The sequence below is a fragment of the Flavobacterium sp. genome (assembly GCF_024642105.1).
Lineage (GTDB): Bacteria > Bacteroidota > Bacteroidia > Flavobacteriales > Flavobacteriaceae > Flavobacterium.
The window spans coordinates 128,199-147,015 of record NZ_JAHEBT010000056.1 but is presented as its reverse complement, the minus strand read 5'-3'; the positions used below and the strand labels follow the sequence as shown (position 1 = coordinate 147,015).

The following is an 18,817-nucleotide window of genomic DNA, read 5'->3' as shown; positions in this document are numbered from 1 at the left end:
CCAATCTATTTAATCCTATTATTTACCTACTTTTACGTTAAAATTTGTTAAAAATTATTGAAACAACCATGAAAAAAATCGATTTCGAGCCCATTTTGAATCCAAAAGTAATTTTCACAATGGTTTTTCTTTTTCTTTTTTCATTTTCGAATTCGCAAACGATTTCGGAAAATACTCCAAATGAGTTTTGGAAGCAAGTCCAATTCGGAGGTGGATTTGGATTGAATTTTGGAACAGGTTATACCGAAATCACTTTAGCGCCAAGTGCCATTTATCCCGTAAATGAGTATGTAAGTTTAGGCGCTGGGCTATTAGGAAGTTTTACCAATTCTAAAAATTACTACACCACTGGAGTTTATGGCGTGAGTGCTATCAGTTTATTCAATCCGATAGAGAAAGTACAACTTTCTTTAGAGGTTGAACAGGCAAGAGTCAACACTCAATTTCAAATGATTCCCAACCCTGTTACCAAAAATTATTGGAATACAGGATTGTATGTTGGTGCCGGCTATCGGAATGGAAATGTTACCCTTGGAGCGCGCTACAATTTATTATTTGATAAAGATAAAAGTATTTACAGCGATGCACTGATGCCTTTTGTGCGATTTTATTTTTAGCGAAAAATTTATAGGAATTTTTATGCTATTTTCAAACTGGTCATACTCAAACTTCCTGCGACTAATTTGTCATTAAATAAAGAAATGCTTTCTCCTTTTTGTTGTAAGCCTAAGGTATAAATCAATGGCAAATAATGGTCTGGCGATGGTATCGCCATTTGTAAAGCTTTTGACTGCTTATCGTATTCTATAAGGGGTTTGTAATTCCCATCTATTAAATAATTATTAACCGTTTCTCTTGCTTCAATAGCCCAATCATATCCATAATTGTCTCTGTCAAAATTAGCAAAATCTACTAGACGCAAGTTGTGTACAATATTTCCACTTCCAATTATCAATATTCCTTTATTGCGGAGTGCTTGTAGCTTTTGAGCCAATTCAAAATGATATTGAGCCGATTTTGTATAATCAATACTCAACTGAATTACGGGAATATCGGCATTAGGATAAAGATGTTTTATTACAGTCCACGCGCCATGATCAAGCCCCCATTCATGATCTAATTCCACGGGAGTTGGCAACAATAATTCGTGAGTAATTTGGGCTAATTCAGGGCTGCCCTTTGCAGGATATTGTACATTGAATAATTCCTGTGGAAACCCTCCAAAATCGTGAATTGTTTGCGGCATTTCCATTGCAGTAACTTTGGTTCCTTTGGTAAACCAATGTGCCGACACACAAAGTATAGCATTCGGTTTGGGCAATGTTTTAGCAACATTTCGAAATCCCGTTACAAATTGATTTTCTTCGATTGCATTCATGGGACTACCGTGTCCCAAAAATAAAACCGGCATTTTTTCAGTATTAGGAAAGGCTTGCGATGTGGTATACAGTTCGTTTATATTTTTCATACTATAAAGAAAAGGTGTTAGTCCTATAATTTTTAAAAAAGATTTTCTATTCACTTTCACTATTTTTATAAAGAGTCGGCAACAGTATTCTCGTTTGTTTAGATTATAATGCAAATTTACTATTAGTAGCGACCCAAAATAATTCGCCTATGCTAATAAATTAAGCTTTCGATTTTTTTCTAATTCTACTCAAAGAAGAGGGTAAAATACCCAGATAGGAAGCGATTAAGTATTGTGGAACGCGTTGCACCAAATCTGGAAATTGTTTTAAAAAATGATTGTACTTACTTTGAGCATCTTCGGAGTAAATATCCGACACTCTTATTAACGTATTTACATAAGCCGTTTGAAAATTGAGCCTAAATAAGGTTTCCATTTTAGGATATTGCAAGCAAATCGTTTCAAAATTAGCCATTGAAATCGACCACACCTGACAATCTTCAAGTGCCTGTATCCCAAACAATGCATTAGATGAGGTAAAAAAACTGTATAAATCAGACATCCAATAGTTTTCTTTGGCAAATTGAATGACTTGAATCTCACCATTTTCTAGTGTTTTATACAAAAACAAAAGTCCTTTTTCTATAAAATACAGCGTATCGTTAAGTCGATTTTCTTCTACTAAAATATCTTTTTTCTTTAACTCTTTGTACTGAAATAGAGTCACAAATTCATCAAATTCATCTTCTGAAATAGCGATTTTACTCTGTAAATTTTGCAAAAGAATTTTTTTGTTCATATCCAGGCAAAAGATTTGATTTTCCTTGTATTTATTCGCTTTAAATAGTTGACTGTAACTAGCAAAAAATAAGTTCGGTTAATATTTATTTCTAAACCAAACTTTCATCCATTCTCGTTTCAAGACTAAAAACGCCACTTGTTTTGACAATTCCAAAATATCAGATCCGTCTAATTTTTTAACCTGATCTTCAGGAACATCGACAATGTAAAGTAAGTTCAAGTATTCGGCAAACTTATACTGTATCAAGCGATAAATTTTTTCGTGTAAAGCCGATTTCAACTCTTCTGGTTGAATATCTAATGACAAATCAATCGCTTCATTAGCAAAATTGAAGTCTTTATTAATTTGCTCGATTAATTTTAGATACAAGTTTTCTTTTTCTGCTTCAGAAAGTAACACATCCGTATTAATAGGCGCTATATATAGAGTACTACTAGACATTTCGATTCATTAGATTCTCTCCAAAAGCTTTTAATAGTTCTTTTTTATCCGAGCTAATATTCATTTTATCCAAAGTGGCAAACGCTTTTAAAGTATAGTCTTGAATAGCTTGTTGCGTGGCTTTAGAGGCGCCTGTTGTGTTAAAAATAGTTTTAACTGCTTCTATTTTACTCGTATTGTCTTCTAAAGATACAGAAAATAACTGCAACAATTGGTCTTTTTCTTCGCTTGACGCAAATTCAATGGCTTTAAGGTACAAATAGGTTTTTTTATTCTCAATAATATCGCCTCCCACTTGTTTGCCAAAAGTGGCTGGGTCGCCAAAAGCATCCAAATAATCATCTTGTAATTGGAACGCCAAACCTAAATTCAAGCCAAAATCATAAATCAAATCGCCATTTTCAGCAGAAGTTTGAGCAACAATAGCTCCCATTTTCATAGCTGCTGCAACCAAAACGGCCGTTTTGTATTCAATCATTTTCAAATATTCTGGAATAGTTACATCGGACCGCGTTTCGAAATCAACATCCCATTGTTGGCCTTCGCAAACTTCTAATGCTGTTTTGCTAAACAACTTCGCCAGATCCCTAAAAATAACTGGTTCGTAGTGTTCAAAATATTGGTAAGCCAAAATCAACATGGCATCTCCTGAAAGGATTCCCGTATTGATATTCCATTTTTCGTGTACTGTAACATTACCTCTTCGCAAAGGGGCGTCGTCCATAATATCATCGTGAACTAACGAGAAATTATGAAAAACTTCTACTGCTAAGGCTGCCGGAAGTGCTTTTGTATATTCGGAATCAAAAATTTCGGCACTCATCAAAGTCAATACCGGACGCATTCTTTTTCCGCCTAACTCTAATATATAATGTATAGGCTCATACAAATTCTTAGGTTCTCTAACGCAATGTTGCGCCTTGAGATACTCCAAAACAAATTCTTGATAGTGCTGAATAGAATGCATAACTATTTAATTCCTGTTTACAAAGCCCAAATATACAACTCCATACCGAATAATTCGATTCAAAAAACCCGCTGATTTTAAGATTTTTAATCCAAAATAAAAATAAAGAACAAAAACATTGGAAACTTTTTTGGTATTTAAAGTTTCCGTTCTATATTTGCACCACAATTTTTTATGAATGAAAGATAAAATTATATCTAAAGCAAGTAACCTGTTTTTGAAGATTGGCTTCAAAAGTGTCACCATGGATGACATTGCTAACGAAATGTGTATTTCTAAAAAAACGATTTACAAATATTTCTGCAACAAAGAAATCCTGATTGAAGAGACTACTGAAACTGGGCTGAAAGAAATCAACGAGACGATTGCGAAAATTGTAGCAAAAAACTACAATGCAATTGAAGAGAATTTCGAAATCATCAAGATGTTCAAAGAAATGTTCAATTCCATTGAGACTTCACCATCGTATCAATTGAAGAAACATTATCCTGAAATTTATCAGAAATTGACCTCGAAATCCACCAACGAATGCAATACATTATTCCGACAAAATGTTGAAAAAGGAATACAAGAAGGATTGTATCGTCAAGAATTGAATGTAACTAATTATGTTGCCTTTTATTACGCACTAATCTCTAATATCAATGAAAATATTAGCTCTGAAAAAGAAGCGAAAAAATTAGAATTAGAGGCATTGGAATACCACATTAGAGCAATGGCCACACCCAAAGGAATTATAGAACTTGAAAAACATTTACTAAACACCTCACCTTTATTATAAATGAAAAAAACACATGTAATCGCCCTACTCGCTTTCACGATTGGCTTAAATGCACAGCAAAAAAGCACCAAACAATCGTATTCGTACTCCTTAAACGAGGCTATCGAATATGCATTGACACACAATTACAACGCCATCAATGCTGCAAGAGATATTGATGCCGCTAAAAAGAAAAAATGGGAAACCACAACAATTGGTTTACCACAAATCAATGCGGCTGTTGGATACCAAAACAATATTGAACTACAAAAATCATTGATTCCTGCTGAATTTTTTGGCGGACAACCTGGAGAATTCGCTGAAGTTGCTTTTGGAACGAAACAAAATATGTCAGCTAGTACAACAGTAAGTCAACTTATCTTCAACGGTTCGTATTTAGTAGGATTACAGTCGGCTAAAGTCTATTTGCAAATTTCTGAAAATGCCAAAATCAAAACCAATCAAGAAATCCGAGAAATGGTAATCAATGCCTACGGAAATGTTTTATTGGCACAAGAAAGTATTGCGATTTTAGAAAAAAACAAAGCCAACTTAGAAAAGACCCTAAACGAAACCAACCAAATTTTCAAAAACGGTTTAATCGAAGAAGAAAATGTAGAGCAGCTTCAAATTACATTGGCTACTATAAAGAGTGCGCAAGAAAATGTCAAACGTCAAAAAACTATTGCCTCCAATATGCTGAAATTAGTTTTAGGTATTGCAATGGAAAATGATTTGACTTTGACAGACAAACTAAACACATTGGCACAAAATAACATTGACTTAGGACTAGCACAAGCCACTTTCCTTGTAGAAAATGCGATTGATTATAAAATTCAAGACAACTTGGTAGAAAGCAAAAAATTATTAGTGCTTTTAGAAAAAAGCAATGCCTTGCCGACTTTAGCAGCAGCTTATAATTTAGGCTACAATGCCTTTGGAAACCAATTTCAATTCTTCAATTCTAATCAACGTTGGTTGAATTATTCTAATGTTGGGTTGAATTTAAACATCCCGATTTTTAGTAGCTTAGGTAGAACCGCTAAAACACAACAAGCTAAAATTGCTTTGGAACAAGCCAAAACACAAATGTTACAAGTAGAGCAAACACTTAAATTACAATTTGAAAAAGCCAAAAGCGATTACGAATACAGCTTGGAACAATTAAATACTACCAAAAGTAGTTTGACACTAGCTGAACGTATTGAAAACAAACAACAAACCAAATTAAAAGAAGGATTGTCTTCTAGCTTTGATTTGAGCGAAGCACAACGTCAATTGTACACAGCACAACAAAATTATTTACAAGCCATGCTTGACGTAATCAATAAAAAAGCCACTTTAGAAAAAATCGTAACTCAGAACTAACAGCAACACATTATGACATCAAATAGAACACCCATGACAAAGAAAATACTCCCATTACTTATCGCAGCTACACTAATTGTTTCTTGCGGAGAAAAAGACAACAATCAAACGGTTGACGAATTGATTGCTGCTAAAAACAATAAAGAATTGCACGCAAGAAAAGCAGTAATTCAAGCTGACTTAGCCAAAATTGATGCGGCACTAGCAACATTAAATGTAAAGAAAGAAGAAGCCTTAGTTTCGGTTATGACGCTAAAAGACACTTTATTCAATCACTATTTAGATATTCAAGGAAGTGTGAATACTAAAGAAAACATCTTAATTCAACCTGAAATACCTGGAACTTTGGTAGTGTTAAACGCCAAAGCAGGACAACACGTAAGCAAAGGACAAATTCTAGCGCGTGTAGATGATGGTGGTTCAAGCCAACAAGTTGCTAGTCTAGAAACGCAATACCAATTGGCTAAAACTACTTTTGAAAGACAAAAAAATCTTTGGAATCAAAAAATTGGTTCTGAAATTCAGTACCTACAAGCACAAACGCAAATGCTAAGCTTACAACGTTCTGTAGCACAAGCCAAAGCCATGTTAGCCAAAACGGTAATTCGTGCGCCTTTCTCAGGAACAATTGATGAAGTTTTTGTAGAAAGAGGACAGGTAGTTTCAGCGGGTGCTCAAGGTTTGATGCGTATTGTGAATTTGAACAATATGTATGTTTCAACTTCAGTTCCTGAGAGCTATATTGGCAAACTAAAAGTTGGTACTCAAGTAGATGTTTTCTTGACATCGTTAAATAAAAACTACAAAGGAAAAGTACGCCAAATTGGTAATTTCATCAACCCAAACAACAGAAGTTTCGGTATTGAAGTAAGCATTCCAAACCCAGAAAATTTATTGCGCCCTAACCAAGTAGCTAAATTAAAAGTGATTGATTACACAGCTAAAAATGCTATTGTAGTTCCAACCAATGTTATTCAAGAAGACGGAGAAGGAAACAAATTTGTTTTTGTTGCCATTAATAGCAATGGGAAAACAGCAACTGCTAAAAAAGTACTTGTATCCCTAGGAAAATCATCAGACAATGTGACTGAAATCCTAACCGGTTTATCCGCTAATGATATCATTGTAACCGAAGGAGTAAACACGATTTCTGAAGGAATGAAATTGAACTTTTAAAGCCCCCTAACCCCCGAAGGGGGAATTAGCAACTTTGTAAACAAAGTAAAAAGGCAGTAAAACTATTTTATTATTATTAACATAAATTCCTATTGACCCCTAATAGGAGTTCCCCCTTTGGGGGTTAGGGGGCTACTATGTCACATCAAAATAAAGAATTCGGCATCTCAAGTTGGGCAGTAGACAATCGTGTCACCGTTTATATCTTGACGTTTATTATTGTTATAGCCGGTTTGACCGCTTACATTAATATGCCTCGTGAAGATTTCCCAGAAATCATCGAAAACAAAATTTACATCTCTTCTGTATTCCCAGGAAACTCAGCCGAAGATGTAGAAAAATTGGTTATCAAGCCTTTAGAAAAACAAATCAAAAACATCAGCGGAGTAGAAAAAGTGACTTCAAGTTCGTTCCAAGATTACGGAATGATTATCGCTGAATTTTCGGATGATGTTACGGTAGAACAAGCCAAACAAAAAATCAAAGACAAAGTAGATAATGCCAAAGCCGATACCGATTGGCCCAATATGGACAACGGAAGCAAGGTAGAACCAAATGTTTTTGAATTGAACATTTCGGAAGAAGTGCCAATTTTGAACATCAATTTGCAAGGAAACTATACTACCCAACAATTGAAAAAATACGGGGAATTATTGCAAGATGATATTGAAGAAATTTCGGAAATCAAAAAAGTAGACATCCTTGGTGTCGATGACAAAGAAGTTGAAATTGCAGTGGACATTTTCAAAATGACGGCGGCTCAAGTGACTTTTGACGAAATCCAAAATGCCGTGAAATATGAAAATATGACGCTTTCTGGAGGAAATTTAATCTCGCAAGGTTCTCGCAACAACATCCGAATTGTGGGAGAGTTCAAAGAGCCTAAAGAATTAGAAAACATTATCGTGAAATCTTTTGGCGGTCCTGTTTATCTAAAAGATATTGCCACTATTAGTTTCAAAGAGAAAGAAAAAACAACCTACGCTCGTGAAAAAGGAGCTGAAGTGGTGATGTTGAACGTTAAAAAACGTTCCAACCAAAACATGATTTCGGCCATTGAGCAAGTAAAAGAAAGAGTCAAAACGGCTCAAGAAACCTATTTGCCAAAAAACTTAAAAGTAGAATTGACTAGTGACCAATCCTCTCGAGTAGAACATCAGGTTGACGAATTGTCCAACCACATCATTTTCGGAATCATTTTGGTAATGATCGTGTTGATGTTTACTATGGGATTACGTAACTCTTTATTTGTTGGTGCTGCCATTCCATTATCGATGATGATTGCTTTTGCTATCTTGTCTATGTTTGGATTAACCCTAAATACCATGGTATTATTTGGATTGGTAATGGGATTAGGAATGCTGGTAGATGACGGTATTGTGGTAGTGGATAATGTGTATGCCAATATGCAAAAAGGAATGACTCGAATTCAGGCTTCGAAAGTGGGAATTGGAGAAATTGCTTGGCCGGTAATTTCGTCGACAGCGACGACTTTGATGGCGTTTTTACCATTTGCCCTTTGGCCAGGAACCATGGGTAAATTCATGAAATATTTCCCAATCACATTAACAGTAACTCTAACAGGCTCTTTATTCGTAGCAATGGTAATCAACGCTGCTATGACAGGAGGTTCTATGGCGTTAGAAGACAAAAACATCAAGAAAAAAAGCCTACGCTTTTATACTATTGTATTCATCACATTAGGAATTTTATTTGCAGTTCCTGGTAACATTTACGACAGTAAATTATTAAGAGGTGTTGGTCATCTATTGCTAATTTCGGTTGGGTTAATGTGGTTGTATTACTGGAAAGTGTTCCAATGGACACAAGACTTTCAGCACAGTTTCTTCCCAAGAATGGAAGAAAAATACAAAATCTTTTTAGCGAAAATTTTGTCTGGAAGAACTGCTTGGAAAGCATTAGGTGGAATTATTGCTTTGCTGTTCTTTTCATTTATCCTTCTGGGAATTTTTCCAAGAAAAGTATTGTTCTTCCCTGATAATATTCCGAATCAAGCCATTGCTTATATTGAATATCCGCAAGGAACGTCTATTGAGAAAACTAATAAAGCCACTTTATTTGTAGAAAAACAAATCATTCAGATTTTAGAGAAATATGTGGATCCAAAGACCAACAAGAACTTTATGGCGGAATCTATCATTTCGCAAGTAGGTGTTGGTGCTGGAAATCCAAACATAGATGCAGGTTCGGCTTCTGAAACGCCTTTTAAAGGAAAGGTAACTGTGAGCTTCTCTGAATTCAAATTTAGAAAAGGAATAAATACTTCAGATATTTTAGAAGAAATTAGAAGTAAAGTAACCGGAATTGCTGGCGCTACCGTTACAGTTGAAAAAGATGCTAACGGACCTCCTGCAGGGTATCCAATTAGTATTCAGTTGACAGGTGCTGATTATGACCAAATGTTGAAAGAAGGTGATAAAATGATTGCTTTCCTTGATTCTAAAAACATTCCAGGTATTGAAAAATTAGGCATCGACATCAACAAAGAAAGTCCAGAATTGGAAGTGAAAGTAGATCGTGCCAATGCAGGAAGTATGGGAATTTCTACAGGACAATTAGGTTTCAACCTGCGTCGTTCAGTGTACGGACAAGAAATTTCGACTTACAAAGAAGGCGATGATGATTACAACATTGTAATGCGTATGCAAGACGACCAACGTAAAAATGAAAATATTCTTTTCAACCAATCGTTGACGTTCCGTAACCAAAACAATGGTCAAATTATGCAAGTCCCAATTTCTGCGGTTTCAAAAACAGAAAAAACGACGACTTACAACCAGATTAAGAGAAAAAACCACAAACGAATTATGACTATTTATTCGAATGTGTTAACTGGATATAATGGAGACGAAATCACGAAACAAATCAAGGAAGAACTAAAAAGTTACGACCTTCCTAAAAGTGTGAGTTACTCGTTCTCTGGAGTACAAGAAGAACAAGGTAAAAACCAAAGTTTCTTGATGTATGCGTTATTTTTAGCTTTGGCTGGAATCACCATCATCATTGTATTACAATTTAATTCGGTTTCTAAAACCATGGTGATTATGTTTACCGTATTGTTGAGTTTTAGTGGGGTTTTCTATGGTTATGTGATTGCCAATATGGATTTTGTTATCCTGATGACCATGATGGGAATCATCTCGCTTGCGGGAGTTGTGGTGAAAAACGGAATTGTACTAATGGACTTCTTTGTCTTATTATTGGACAAAAAAGTAGCCGATAAAAAACTGGAAAGTCACGACGATTTATCATTAGAAGAAATAAAAGAAGTAATTATCGAATCGGGTAAATCAAGATTACGTCCGGTATTGTTAACTGCTTTAACTGCTATCCTAGGATTAATTCCTTTAGCCATCGGATTGAACTTTGACTTTTTTACTTTGGTAACCGATTTCAACCCACATTTCTTTATGGGTGGAGATAATGTAATGTTCTGGGGTCCTTTGGCTTGGACCATCATCTTCGGATTGACCTATGCCACAGTATTAACTTTGGTAATGGTACCGGTAATGTTCTATTTGGTAAAACGAACTAAATACTGGTTACGTGACCGCAGAAATAAAAGAAATCAAGACGCAATAGCGGAATAACAATTGTTTTAAATAGAGTGAATAGAAAACCTGCAAAGTAAAATTTGCAGGTTTTTTTATTCTTATAATTTTATCCTCCATTTATTCATAATTAGTCCTAAATTTGCACACAAATATTTTTAATCATGTACAGAAGTCATCACTGTGGCGAATTGAACGCCTCACATATCAATACAGAAGTTACACTAGCGGGTTGGGTTCAAAAATCGCGCGATAAAGGATTTATGAATTGGGTCGATTTGCGTGACCGTTATGGCATTACGCAATTGATTTTTGACGAAAGTCGCACCGAAAAATCAGTTTTTGAATTGGCCAAAACCCTTGGACGCGAATTTGTAATTCAAGTAAAAGGAACTGTTATTGAACGTGAATCGAAAAACACAGCGATTCCTACAGGGGAAATTGAGATTTTGGTTTCAGAAATGACCATTTTAAATGCGGCCTTGACTCCTCCTTTCACGATTGAAGATGAAACTGATGGTGGGGAAGACATCCGAATGAAATACCGTTACCTAGATATTCGAAGAAATCCAGTAAAAAACAGTTTACTTTTCCGTCATAAAGTGGCAATGGAAGTTCGTAAATACCTTTCGGATTTGGATTTTTGCGAAGTAGAAACACCGTATTTAATCAAATCGACTCCTGAAGGAGCCCGTGATTTTGTGGTGCCTTCGCGAATGAATGAAGGACAATTTTATGCTTTACCACAATCACCACAAACTTTCAAGCAGCTATTGATGGTGGGCGGAATGGACAAGTATTTCCAAATTGTAAAATGCTTCCGTGACGAAGATTTACGCGCCGACAGACAACCTGAGTTTACTCAAATTGACTGCGAAATGGCTTTTGTAGAACAAGAAGATATTTTGAATGTTTTTGAAGGACTTACACGTCATTTATTAAAAGAAATAAAAGGAGTTGAAGTGGCTAAATTTCCAAGAATTACTTACGATTACGCTATGAAAACGTACGGAAATGACAAACCAGACATTCGTTTCGGAATGGAATTTGGCGAGTTAAATGCCGTAGCACAACATAAAGAGTTTCCTGTTTTCAACGCTGCTGAATTAGTAGTGGGAATTGCAGTTCCAGGAGCTGGAAATTACACTCGAAAAGAGATTGACGCTTTAATCGATTGGGTAAAACGTCCACAAGTAGGTGCTTCAGGAATGGTGTATGTAAAATGCAACGAAGATGGAACTTACAAATCATCCGTAGATAAATTTTACGACCAAGATGATTTAGCACAATGGGCGAAAGCAACACAAGCACAAGCAGGCGATATGATTTTTGTGTTATCAGGTCCTGCAAATAAAACTAGAGCACAACTTTCGGCTTTACGAATGGAATTAGCCACTCGTTTAGGATTGAGAAAACCAGACGAATTTGCCCCATTATGGGTAGTAGATTTCCCATTATTAGAATTTGTAGAAGACCCGAGCCTAACAGGCGAACAGGCGAAGCAAAGTGGTCGTTATCACGCCATGCACCACCCGTTTACCTCCCCTAAACCAGAAGACATTAGCTTATTAGCAACTGATCCAGGAAAAGTGCGTGCCAATGCTTATGATATGGTCTTGAACGGGAACGAAATTGGAGGGGGTTCTATTCGTATTCATGATAAAGCGACACAAGAATTGATGTTCAAATACTTAGGATTCACTCCCGAAGAAGCAAAAGCTCAATTTGGCTTCTTGATGGATGCCTTCCAATTTGGCGCACCCCCTCACGGAGGTTTGGCTTTTGGATTGGATCGATTAGTCGCTATTTTAGGTGGACAAGAAACCATTCGTGATTTTATTGCCTTCCCAAAAAACAATTCGGGACGAGATGTGATGATTGATGCGCCTTCAACTATTGATGAAGCACAATTAAAAGAATTGCATATCCAATTGGATATATAAGTAGTTGAACGAGTATTTTGGTCAGAAAACGTTGAAAATCAATATTTCTACAAAATAAAAACCGAAGAACGCATTTCGTATTATATTAAACATTACATTTGTCTTATTATAAATTATTATTACTATTACAATGCGTACAGGTACAGTTAAATTTTTTAATGAATCTAAAGGTTATGGATTCATTACGGACGAAGAAACAGGAAAAGACATCTTCGTTCATGCATCAGGAATCACAGCGGAAGAATTACGCGAAGGTGACAGAGTGAGCTACGTAGAAGAAGAAGGAAGAAAAGGAAAAGTGGCTGCACAAGTAGCTGTTATCTAAGCTGAAAAAAATATTTTTTTAGCCTGAGAATGGTCTAAACGTCCCGATATTAATCGGGACGTTTTTTTTGTTTATTGTTTTTTACAACTTCTTAAACACAAATAAAAACTATTCTTTATTTATAATCAATAAAAATAAGCTATTTTTTAGATTTACAGTACCATTAAATTACGATTTCTGCTTGTGTTTTAATTACTTGAAAGTTATCTTTGTGGCTAAAATTCAATAAAAAACACCCAATCATTATGCAATCAGAACAATTGAATTATATTCCAATTTTCATGCAGCTGCTTTTAGCGGTTGGTTTTGTGGCAGGTACCATATTTATCTCAGGAAAATTAGGTCCCAAAAGAACCTCTCAATCCAAAGACAAAAACTTCGAGTGCGGTATTGAATCAGTAGGAAATGCACGTATTCCGTTCTCAGTAAAATATTTCTTAGTAGCTATTCTTTTCGTTTTATTCGATGTGGAGGTTATTTTCTTATACCCTTGGGCTATTAACTTCAAAGATTTAGGAATTGAAGGAATGATCAAAATGGTCGTTTTCATGCTTTTGTTGTTGGTTGGATTTTTCTACATCATCAAGAAAAAAGCACTAGACTGGGAATAATTAATTCAAAATTATAAATTCAAAAATTACGAATTCGAAATGAGTGATTCAAAAACAAAAATGGTAGCGCCACCGGAAGGAGTTGTAGGAGAAGGTTTCTTCGCTACAACGCTAAATGATGTAGTAGGTTTGGCTCGTGCCAATTCACTTTGGCCTTTGCCTTTTGCAACTTCTTGTTGCGGAATTGAATTTATGGCCACAATGGCATCTCACTATGACTTAGCTCGTTTTGGTTCTGAGCGTGTGAGTTTTTCTCCTCGTCAAGCCGATATGTTGATGGTAATGGGAACTATTTCTAAAAAAATGGCTCCAATTTTACGTCAGGTATACGAACAAATGTCAGAACCTCGTTGGGTAATCGCTGTAGGAGCTTGTGCCTCTTCAGGAGGAGTTTTTGACACCTACTCTGTTTTACAAGGAATTGACAAAGTAATTCCAGTAGATGTGTATGTACCAGGTTGTCCTCCAAGACCGGAACAAATTGTAGATGGCGTAATGAAATTACAAGAAATCGTTAAAAACGAATCGGTTAGAAGAAGAAGTTCTCCTGAGTACCAAGAATTATTAGCTTCTTATAATATCAAATAACAAGATGGCTTTAGAAACAAACGAAATACAAGAAAAATTAGTAGCCACTTTTGGTTCAGATGTTTTTCAATTCAATCAAGAAAAAGATATTTTTTCATTTGAAGTAGCCGCTGACAAAATCACAGCCGTTATCCTTTTCTTAAAAAACGATCCTGTTTTACGTTTTCACTTTTTGACAGATTTATGCGGCGTTCATTACCCAGATAACGAAGAAACAAGACAGTTTGCAGTGGTATATCATTTGCACAATTGGTACGAAAACAAAAGAATTAAAATCAAAGCGTTCATTAGCGGGAACAATCCTGAAATCAAAACCGTATCCAATATTTTCTTAAGTTCAAACTGGATGGAAAGAGAAACTTACGATTTTTACGGCATCAATTTCATTGGTCACCCACAGTTGAAACGTATTTTAAATATGGATGAGATGGTTTCTTTTCCAATGCGAAAAGAATTCCCGATGGAAGACAGCGGAAGAACAGATAAAGACGATCGTTTCTTCGGAAGAACAACAAACAATGCATAATTAACAATGAATAATTGATAATTACTGAAAAGAGTAAGAATACAATTTAAATTAAATTCATGAATTATCAATTTTTAATTATCAATTTTTAATTATAGATGTCAGAACTATTATTACCACCAGAGCATCGCTATGCTAAAATAATCAAAGAGCGCCATAATGAAGACGGAAGCGAGCTTTCTATTCTGAACTTGGGGCCAACTCACCCAGCGACACACGGTATTTTCCAAAATATCTTGTTGATGGATGGAGAAAAGATCTTGGAAGCTGAACCTACTATTGGTTACATCCACAGAGCTTTTGAAAAAATCGCAGAAAACCGTCCGTTTTACCAAATTACACCACTTACTGATAGAATGAACTATTGCTCCTCTCCTATTAACAATATGGGATGGTGGATGACTTTAGAAAAACTATTGGATATTGAAGTGCCAAAAAGAGCGCAATATTTGCGTGTTATCGTAATGGAATTGGCTCGAATTGCAGACCACTTAATCTGTAATTCTATCCTTGGAGTGGACACTGGAGCGTATACTGGTTTCTTGTATGTGTTCCAATTCAGAGAAAAAATCTACGAAATCTACGAAGAAATTTGTGGTGCACGTTTGACTACTAATATGGGAAGAATCGGTGGTTTCGAAAGAGATTGGTCACCAGAAGCTTTCCGTAAATTAGAAGTGTTTTTAGAGGAGTTTCCAGTTGCTTGGAAAGAATTTGAAAACCTATTTGAAAGAAATAGAATCTTTATTGACAGAACCGTAAATGTAGGAGCTATTTCAGCCGAACAAGCCATGGCTTATGGATTTACAGGACCTAATTTGCGTGCAGCAGGAGTTGACTATGATGTGCGTGTAGCACAGCCGTACAGTTCTTATGAAGATTTTGACTTTATTGTTCCTGTTGGAAAATCAGGAGATACCTACGACCGTTTTTGCGTTCGTAATGCCGAAGTATGGGAAAGTATCAGTATCATTCGTCAAGCTTTGGCTAAATTGCCTGAAGGTCCTTACCACGCTGATGTTCCAGAATACTACTTGCCTCCAAAAGAGGATGTATACCATAATATGGAATCTTTAATTTATCACTTTAAAATTGTAATGGGAGAAGTTCCGGTTCCAGTAGCTGAAATTTATCATCCTGTTGAAGGTGGAAACGGAGAAATTGGATTCTATTTAGTAACTGATGGAAGTCGTACTCCTTATAGACTACATTTCCGCAGACCTTGTTTTATATACTACCAAGCTTATCCAGAAATGATAAAAGGTGCGATGCTTTCGGATGCCATTGTAATTTTATCAAGTTTAAATGTTATTGCCGGAGAATTAGACGCATAAATTATGGAACGTACCTTTCACAAACAAGAAATAAACATGACCGAAGCCTTGATGAATCGCATCAATGAATTGATTGGTCATTATCCCGAAGAAAACAGAAAATCAGCTTTGATTCCTGTTTTACACGAAGTACAAGATGCACACCAAAACTGGTTGAGTATTGAATTAATGGATAAAGTTGCCGAAATTCTGAACATTAAACCTGTTGAAGTATATGAAGTAGCTACTTTTTATACCATGTTCAACTTGAAACCTATTGGAAAATATATGTTTGAGTTTTGCCAAACCTCTCCTTGTTGTTTGAACGGAGTGGAAAACTTAATGGATTACACTTGTGAAAAATTAGGCGTAAAAGTAGGCGAAACCACTCCAGACGGTCTTTTTGAAGTTCGCGGTGTAGAATGCTTAGGTGCTTGTGGGTATGCCCCAATGATGCAATTAGGCGATTTTTACAAAGAGCATTTGAACGAACAAAAAATCGATCAAATTATTGAAGATGCCAAAGCGGGTAAAATAATCTTACACGATAAATAAGATGTCACAAAAAATATTATTAGACAAAATCAATATTCCAGGGATTAAAACCTACGAAGTATACCGTCAAAATGGTGGGTATGCCTCTGTAGAAAAAGCCTTAAAAACATTAACTCCTGACGAAGTTGTAGAAGAAGTAAAAACTTCTGGGCTACGAGGTCGTGGTGGTGCAGGTTTCCCTGCTGGAATGAAATGGAGTTTTATTGATAAAAAATCAGGAAAACCAAGACATTTAGTGTGTAATGCTGACGAATCAGAACCGGGAACTTTCAAAGACCGTTTCTTAATGGAGTACATTCCGCACTTATTAATTGAAGGTATGATTACTTCAAGTTATGCCTTGGGTGCTAACCGCTCGTACATCTACATTCGTGGTGAGTACATGTGGGTTTTCAAAATTTTAGAAAGAGCCATCGCCGAAGCAAAAGCAGCCGGTTGGTTGGGTAAAAATATATTAGGTACAGGTTACGACTTAGAACTACACGTTCATTGTGGCGCTGGTGCTTACATCTGCGGGGAAGAAACCGCATTAATTGAGTCATTAGAAGGAAAACGTGGGAATCCGCGTATTAAACCACCCTTCCCTGCGGTATCAGGACTTTGGGCTAACCCAACAGTGGTGAACAACGTAGAAACCATTTCAGCTGTGCCTTGGATTGTGAACAATTCGGGTGCTGATTACGCTAAAATTGGAGAAGGACGTTCGACAGGAACCAAATTAATTTCGGCTTCAGGACACATTAAAAATCCAGGAGTATATGAGATAGAATTGGGTTTAAGTGTCTATGAATTTATGAATTCTGACGAATATTTAGGAGGAATGAGCTCTGACCGACCTTTAAAAGCCTTCGTTCCAGGAGGAAGTTCAGTGCCAATTTTACCAGCGAATTTAATTTACAAAACCGCCAATGGCGACGACCGATTGATGACCTACGAAAGTTTGTCAGACGGAGGTTTTGCTACAGGATCGATGTTGGGTTCAGGAGGATTTATTGTGTATGACGATACGGCTTGTATTGTTCGTAACACTTGGAATTTCTCTCGTTTTTACCACCACGAAAGCTGTGGTCAATGTACCCCTTGTAGAGAAGGAACAGGTTGGTTAGAAAAAGTATTACACCGAATTGAAAACGGTCACGGTCGCGAAGAAGATATTGAATTGCTTTTGAGTATTCAAAGTAAAATTGAAGGAAACACGATTTGTCCTTTGGGTGATGCGGCTTCTTGGCCTGTAGCTGCTGCGATTCGTCACTTTAGAGAGGAATTTGAATACCACATTCGTTTCCCGGAAAAAATAAAACATAGAGACCATTTTGTCAATGAACCATTTGAAAAAGTGAGACATTTAGTAGCCAAACAAACAGTATAAAAGTTGAAGGCTGATAGTTGACGGACATCCTAAAACTAACAACCAACAACCAACAACTAATAATATGAAAGTAACAATAGACGGTCAGTCAATAGAAGTAGAACCAGGAACAACCATCCTGCAAGCAGCCCGTATGATTGGTGGAGAAGTAGTTCCGCCAGCAATGTGCTATTATTCTAAACTAAAAGGGAGCGGTGGAAAATGCCGTTGTTGTTTAGTTGAAGTTTCGAAAGGAAGTGAAGCTGATCCAAGACCGATGCCAAAATTAATGGCGTCTTGTGTAACAGGATGTATGGACGGAATGGAAGTGAACTCAAAATCTTCGGAACGAGTTACTGAGGCTAGAAAATCCGTTACCGAATTCTTACTAATCAACCATCCTTTGGATTGCCCTGTTTGCGACCAAGCAGGAGAGTGTGATTTACAAAACTTAAGTTTTGAACACGGAAAATCAGAAAGCCGTTATATCGAAGAGAAAAGAACTTTCGAACCTGAAGATATTGGCCCTAATATTCAATTGCACATGAACCGTTGTATTTTATGCCAACGTTGTGTTCAAGTAGCAGACCAATTGACTGACAATAGAGTACATGGTGTAATGGATCGTGGTGATCACGCCAACATTTCGACTTGTATCTCTAAAGCAATTGACAATGAATTCTCTGGAAACATGATTGATGTATGTCCGGTAGGCGCTTTGACTGACAAAACGTTCCGATTCAAATCGAGAGTTTGGTTCAGCAAGCCGTACAACGCACACAGAGATTGTGACAAATGCTGTGGAAAAACAACCGTTTGGATGTTTGGAGACGAGATTCAACGAGTAACTGGAAGAAAAGACGAATACCACGAAGTGGAAGAATTCATCTGTAACGGATGTCGTTTTGACCATAAAGATGTAAATGATTGGACTATCGAGGGACCTAGAGCTTTTGAAAAAGATTCGGTTATCAATCAAAACAAATACAACCACAAATTAGAAAAAGTGGTAATCAATACCGAAGAAAAAATTCTTTTGGGTAGAGAAGAAGACCGTAAAAAAATCAGTATGGCTGAAATTCCATTGGACACTAACAACAAAAAATCGTAAGCA

18 protein-coding genes are annotated in these 18,817 nt (G+C 36.3%); 14 read left to right on the top strand and 4 right to left on the bottom strand.

Features of this window, described 5'->3' with window-relative positions; translation table 11 throughout:
• The first annotated feature begins 68 nt into the window (after positions 1–68).
• Entirely contained in the window at positions 69–617 is a 549-nt protein-coding gene (locus Q0L65_RS13210; RefSeq protein WP_296687167.1) for a hypothetical protein, read from the top strand.
• 20 nt (positions 618–637) lie between these two features.
• Here Q0L65_RS13210 and ygiD read toward each other — a convergent pair whose 3' ends face one another.
• The 4 genes from ygiD to Q0L65_RS13190 all read right to left on the bottom strand — a co-directional run bounded on the left by ygiD (position 638) and on the right by Q0L65_RS13190 (position 3,618).
• Positions 638–1,468, bottom strand: a complete 831-nt coding sequence (gene ygiD / locus Q0L65_RS13205; protein WP_296687164.1) for a 4,5-DOPA dioxygenase extradiol — start codon at positions 1,466–1,468, stop codon at positions 638–640.
• Between the two features lie 160 nt (positions 1,469–1,628).
• Positions 1,629–2,207 (bottom strand): Crp/Fnr family transcriptional regulator, encoded by a 579-nt coding sequence (locus tag Q0L65_RS13200; RefSeq protein WP_296687163.1) that lies wholly within the window; start codon positions 2,205–2,207, stop codon positions 1,629–1,631.
• A gap of 78 nt (positions 2,208–2,285) precedes the next feature.
• On the bottom strand, positions 2,286–2,651 hold the full coding sequence (locus Q0L65_RS13195) for a hypothetical protein (protein ID WP_296687161.1): 366 nt from the start codon (positions 2,649–2,651) through the stop codon (positions 2,286–2,288).
• Positions 2,644–3,618, bottom strand: coding sequence for a polyprenyl synthetase family protein (locus tag Q0L65_RS13190; protein ID WP_296687159.1), 975 nt, complete (start codon positions 3,616–3,618; stop codon positions 2,644–2,646). The genes Q0L65_RS13195 and Q0L65_RS13190 overlap by 8 nt, the downstream gene beginning before the upstream one ends.
• Positions 3,619–3,796: 178 nt before the next feature.
• Between Q0L65_RS13190 and Q0L65_RS13185 the strand changes: the two genes are divergently transcribed.
• The 13 genes from Q0L65_RS13185 (at position 3,797) to Q0L65_RS13125 (ending at position 18,814) form a co-directional block, all read left to right on the top strand.
• Positions 3,797–4,399, top strand: coding sequence for a TetR/AcrR family transcriptional regulator (locus Q0L65_RS13185; protein WP_296687156.1), 603 nt, complete (start codon positions 3,797–3,799; stop codon positions 4,397–4,399).
• Positions 4,400–5,746: a TolC family protein gene (locus Q0L65_RS13180; RefSeq protein ID WP_296687154.1), complete on the top strand. Its 1,347-nt coding sequence runs from the start codon at positions 4,400–4,402 to the stop codon at positions 5,744–5,746.
• A gap of 12 nt (positions 5,747–5,758) precedes the next feature.
• On the top strand, positions 5,759–6,922 hold the full coding sequence (locus tag Q0L65_RS13175) for an efflux RND transporter periplasmic adaptor subunit (protein ID WP_296687152.1): 1,164 nt from the start codon (positions 5,759–5,761) through the stop codon (positions 6,920–6,922).
• A 137-nt stretch (positions 6,923–7,059) separates the two neighbouring features.
• Positions 7,060–10,533, top strand: a complete 3,474-nt coding sequence (locus Q0L65_RS13170) for an efflux RND transporter permease subunit (protein ID WP_296687151.1) — start codon at positions 7,060–7,062, stop codon at positions 10,531–10,533.
• A 125-nt stretch (positions 10,534–10,658) separates the two neighbouring features.
• The gene (aspS, locus tag Q0L65_RS13165; RefSeq protein ID WP_296687149.1) at positions 10,659–12,437 is read left to right on the top strand and encodes an aspartate--tRNA ligase; all 1,779 of its coding nucleotides are present in this window, start codon (positions 10,659–10,661) and stop codon (positions 12,435–12,437) included.
• A 130-nt stretch (positions 12,438–12,567) separates the two neighbouring features.
• On the top strand, positions 12,568–12,762 hold the full coding sequence (locus Q0L65_RS13160) for a cold shock domain-containing protein (RefSeq protein ID WP_229318156.1): 195 nt from the start codon (positions 12,568–12,570) through the stop codon (positions 12,760–12,762).
• 245 nt (positions 12,763–13,007) lie between these two features.
• Positions 13,008–13,373, top strand: a complete 366-nt coding sequence (locus Q0L65_RS13155; protein ID WP_296687147.1) for an NADH-quinone oxidoreductase subunit A — start codon at positions 13,008–13,010, stop codon at positions 13,371–13,373.
• Positions 13,374–13,412: 39 nt separating this feature from the next.
• The gene (locus tag Q0L65_RS13150; RefSeq protein ID WP_296687142.1) at positions 13,413–13,961 is read left to right on the top strand and encodes an NADH-quinone oxidoreductase subunit B; all 549 of its coding nucleotides are present in this window, start codon (positions 13,413–13,415) and stop codon (positions 13,959–13,961) included.
• A 4-nt stretch (positions 13,962–13,965) separates the two neighbouring features.
• Positions 13,966–14,487 (top strand): NADH-quinone oxidoreductase subunit C, encoded by a 522-nt coding sequence (locus Q0L65_RS13145; protein WP_296687141.1) that lies wholly within the window; start codon positions 13,966–13,968, stop codon positions 14,485–14,487.
• Positions 14,488–14,585: 98 nt separating this feature from the next.
• On the top strand, positions 14,586–15,821 hold the full coding sequence (locus tag Q0L65_RS13140) for an NADH-quinone oxidoreductase subunit D (protein WP_296687139.1): 1,236 nt from the start codon (positions 14,586–14,588) through the stop codon (positions 15,819–15,821).
• A gap of 3 nt (positions 15,822–15,824) precedes the next feature.
• Complete coding sequence (locus tag Q0L65_RS13135) at positions 15,825–16,355, top strand: NAD(P)H-dependent oxidoreductase subunit E (protein ID WP_296687136.1); 531 nt, start codon at positions 15,825–15,827, stop codon at positions 16,353–16,355.
• A 1-nt stretch (position 16,356) separates the two neighbouring features.
• Entirely contained in the window at positions 16,357–17,724 is a 1,368-nt protein-coding gene (gene nuoF / locus Q0L65_RS13130; RefSeq protein ID WP_296687135.1) for an NADH-quinone oxidoreductase subunit NuoF, read from the top strand.
• Between the two features lie 64 nt (positions 17,725–17,788).
• The gene (locus tag Q0L65_RS13125; protein WP_296687133.1) at positions 17,789–18,814 is read left to right on the top strand and encodes a 2Fe-2S iron-sulfur cluster-binding protein; all 1,026 of its coding nucleotides are present in this window, start codon (positions 17,789–17,791) and stop codon (positions 18,812–18,814) included.
• The last annotated feature ends 3 nt before the right edge of the window (positions 18,815–18,817 follow it).

Coding starts and splice junctions, on each gene's coding strand:
- Q0L65_RS13210 (WP_296687167.1), top strand. CDS start 69: ATGAAAAAAATCGATTTCGAGCCCATTTTGAATCCAAAAGTAATTTTC.
- ygiD (WP_296687164.1), bottom strand. CDS start 1,468: ATGAAAAATATAAACGAACTGTATACCACATCGCAAGCCTTTCCTAAT.
- Q0L65_RS13200 (WP_296687163.1), bottom strand. CDS start 2,207: ATGAACAAAAAAATTCTTTTGCAAAATTTACAGAGTAAAATCGCTATT.
- Q0L65_RS13195 (WP_296687161.1), bottom strand. CDS start 2,651: ATGTCTAGTAGTACTCTATATATAGCGCCTATTAATACGGATGTGTTA.
- Q0L65_RS13190 (WP_296687159.1), bottom strand. CDS start 3,618: ATGCATTCTATTCAGCACTATCAAGAATTTGTTTTGGAGTATCTCAAG.
- Q0L65_RS13185 (WP_296687156.1), top strand. CDS start 3,797: ATGAAAGATAAAATTATATCTAAAGCAAGTAACCTGTTTTTGAAGATT.
- Q0L65_RS13180 (WP_296687154.1), top strand. CDS start 4,400: ATGAAAAAAACACATGTAATCGCCCTACTCGCTTTCACGATTGGCTTA.
- Q0L65_RS13175 (WP_296687152.1), top strand. CDS start 5,759: ATGACATCAAATAGAACACCCATGACAAAGAAAATACTCCCATTACTT.
- Q0L65_RS13170 (WP_296687151.1), top strand. CDS start 7,060: ATGTCACATCAAAATAAAGAATTCGGCATCTCAAGTTGGGCAGTAGAC.
- aspS (WP_296687149.1), top strand. CDS start 10,659: ATGTACAGAAGTCATCACTGTGGCGAATTGAACGCCTCACATATCAAT.
- Q0L65_RS13160 (WP_229318156.1), top strand. CDS start 12,568: ATGCGTACAGGTACAGTTAAATTTTTTAATGAATCTAAAGGTTATGGA.
- Q0L65_RS13155 (WP_296687147.1), top strand. CDS start 13,008: ATGCAATCAGAACAATTGAATTATATTCCAATTTTCATGCAGCTGCTT.
- Q0L65_RS13150 (WP_296687142.1), top strand. CDS start 13,413: ATGAGTGATTCAAAAACAAAAATGGTAGCGCCACCGGAAGGAGTTGTA.
- Q0L65_RS13145 (WP_296687141.1), top strand. CDS start 13,966: ATGGCTTTAGAAACAAACGAAATACAAGAAAAATTAGTAGCCACTTTT.
- Q0L65_RS13140 (WP_296687139.1), top strand. CDS start 14,586: ATGTCAGAACTATTATTACCACCAGAGCATCGCTATGCTAAAATAATC.
- Q0L65_RS13135 (WP_296687136.1), top strand. CDS start 15,825: ATGGAACGTACCTTTCACAAACAAGAAATAAACATGACCGAAGCCTTG.
- nuoF (WP_296687135.1), top strand. CDS start 16,357: ATGTCACAAAAAATATTATTAGACAAAATCAATATTCCAGGGATTAAA.
- Q0L65_RS13125 (WP_296687133.1), top strand. CDS start 17,789: ATGAAAGTAACAATAGACGGTCAGTCAATAGAAGTAGAACCAGGAACA.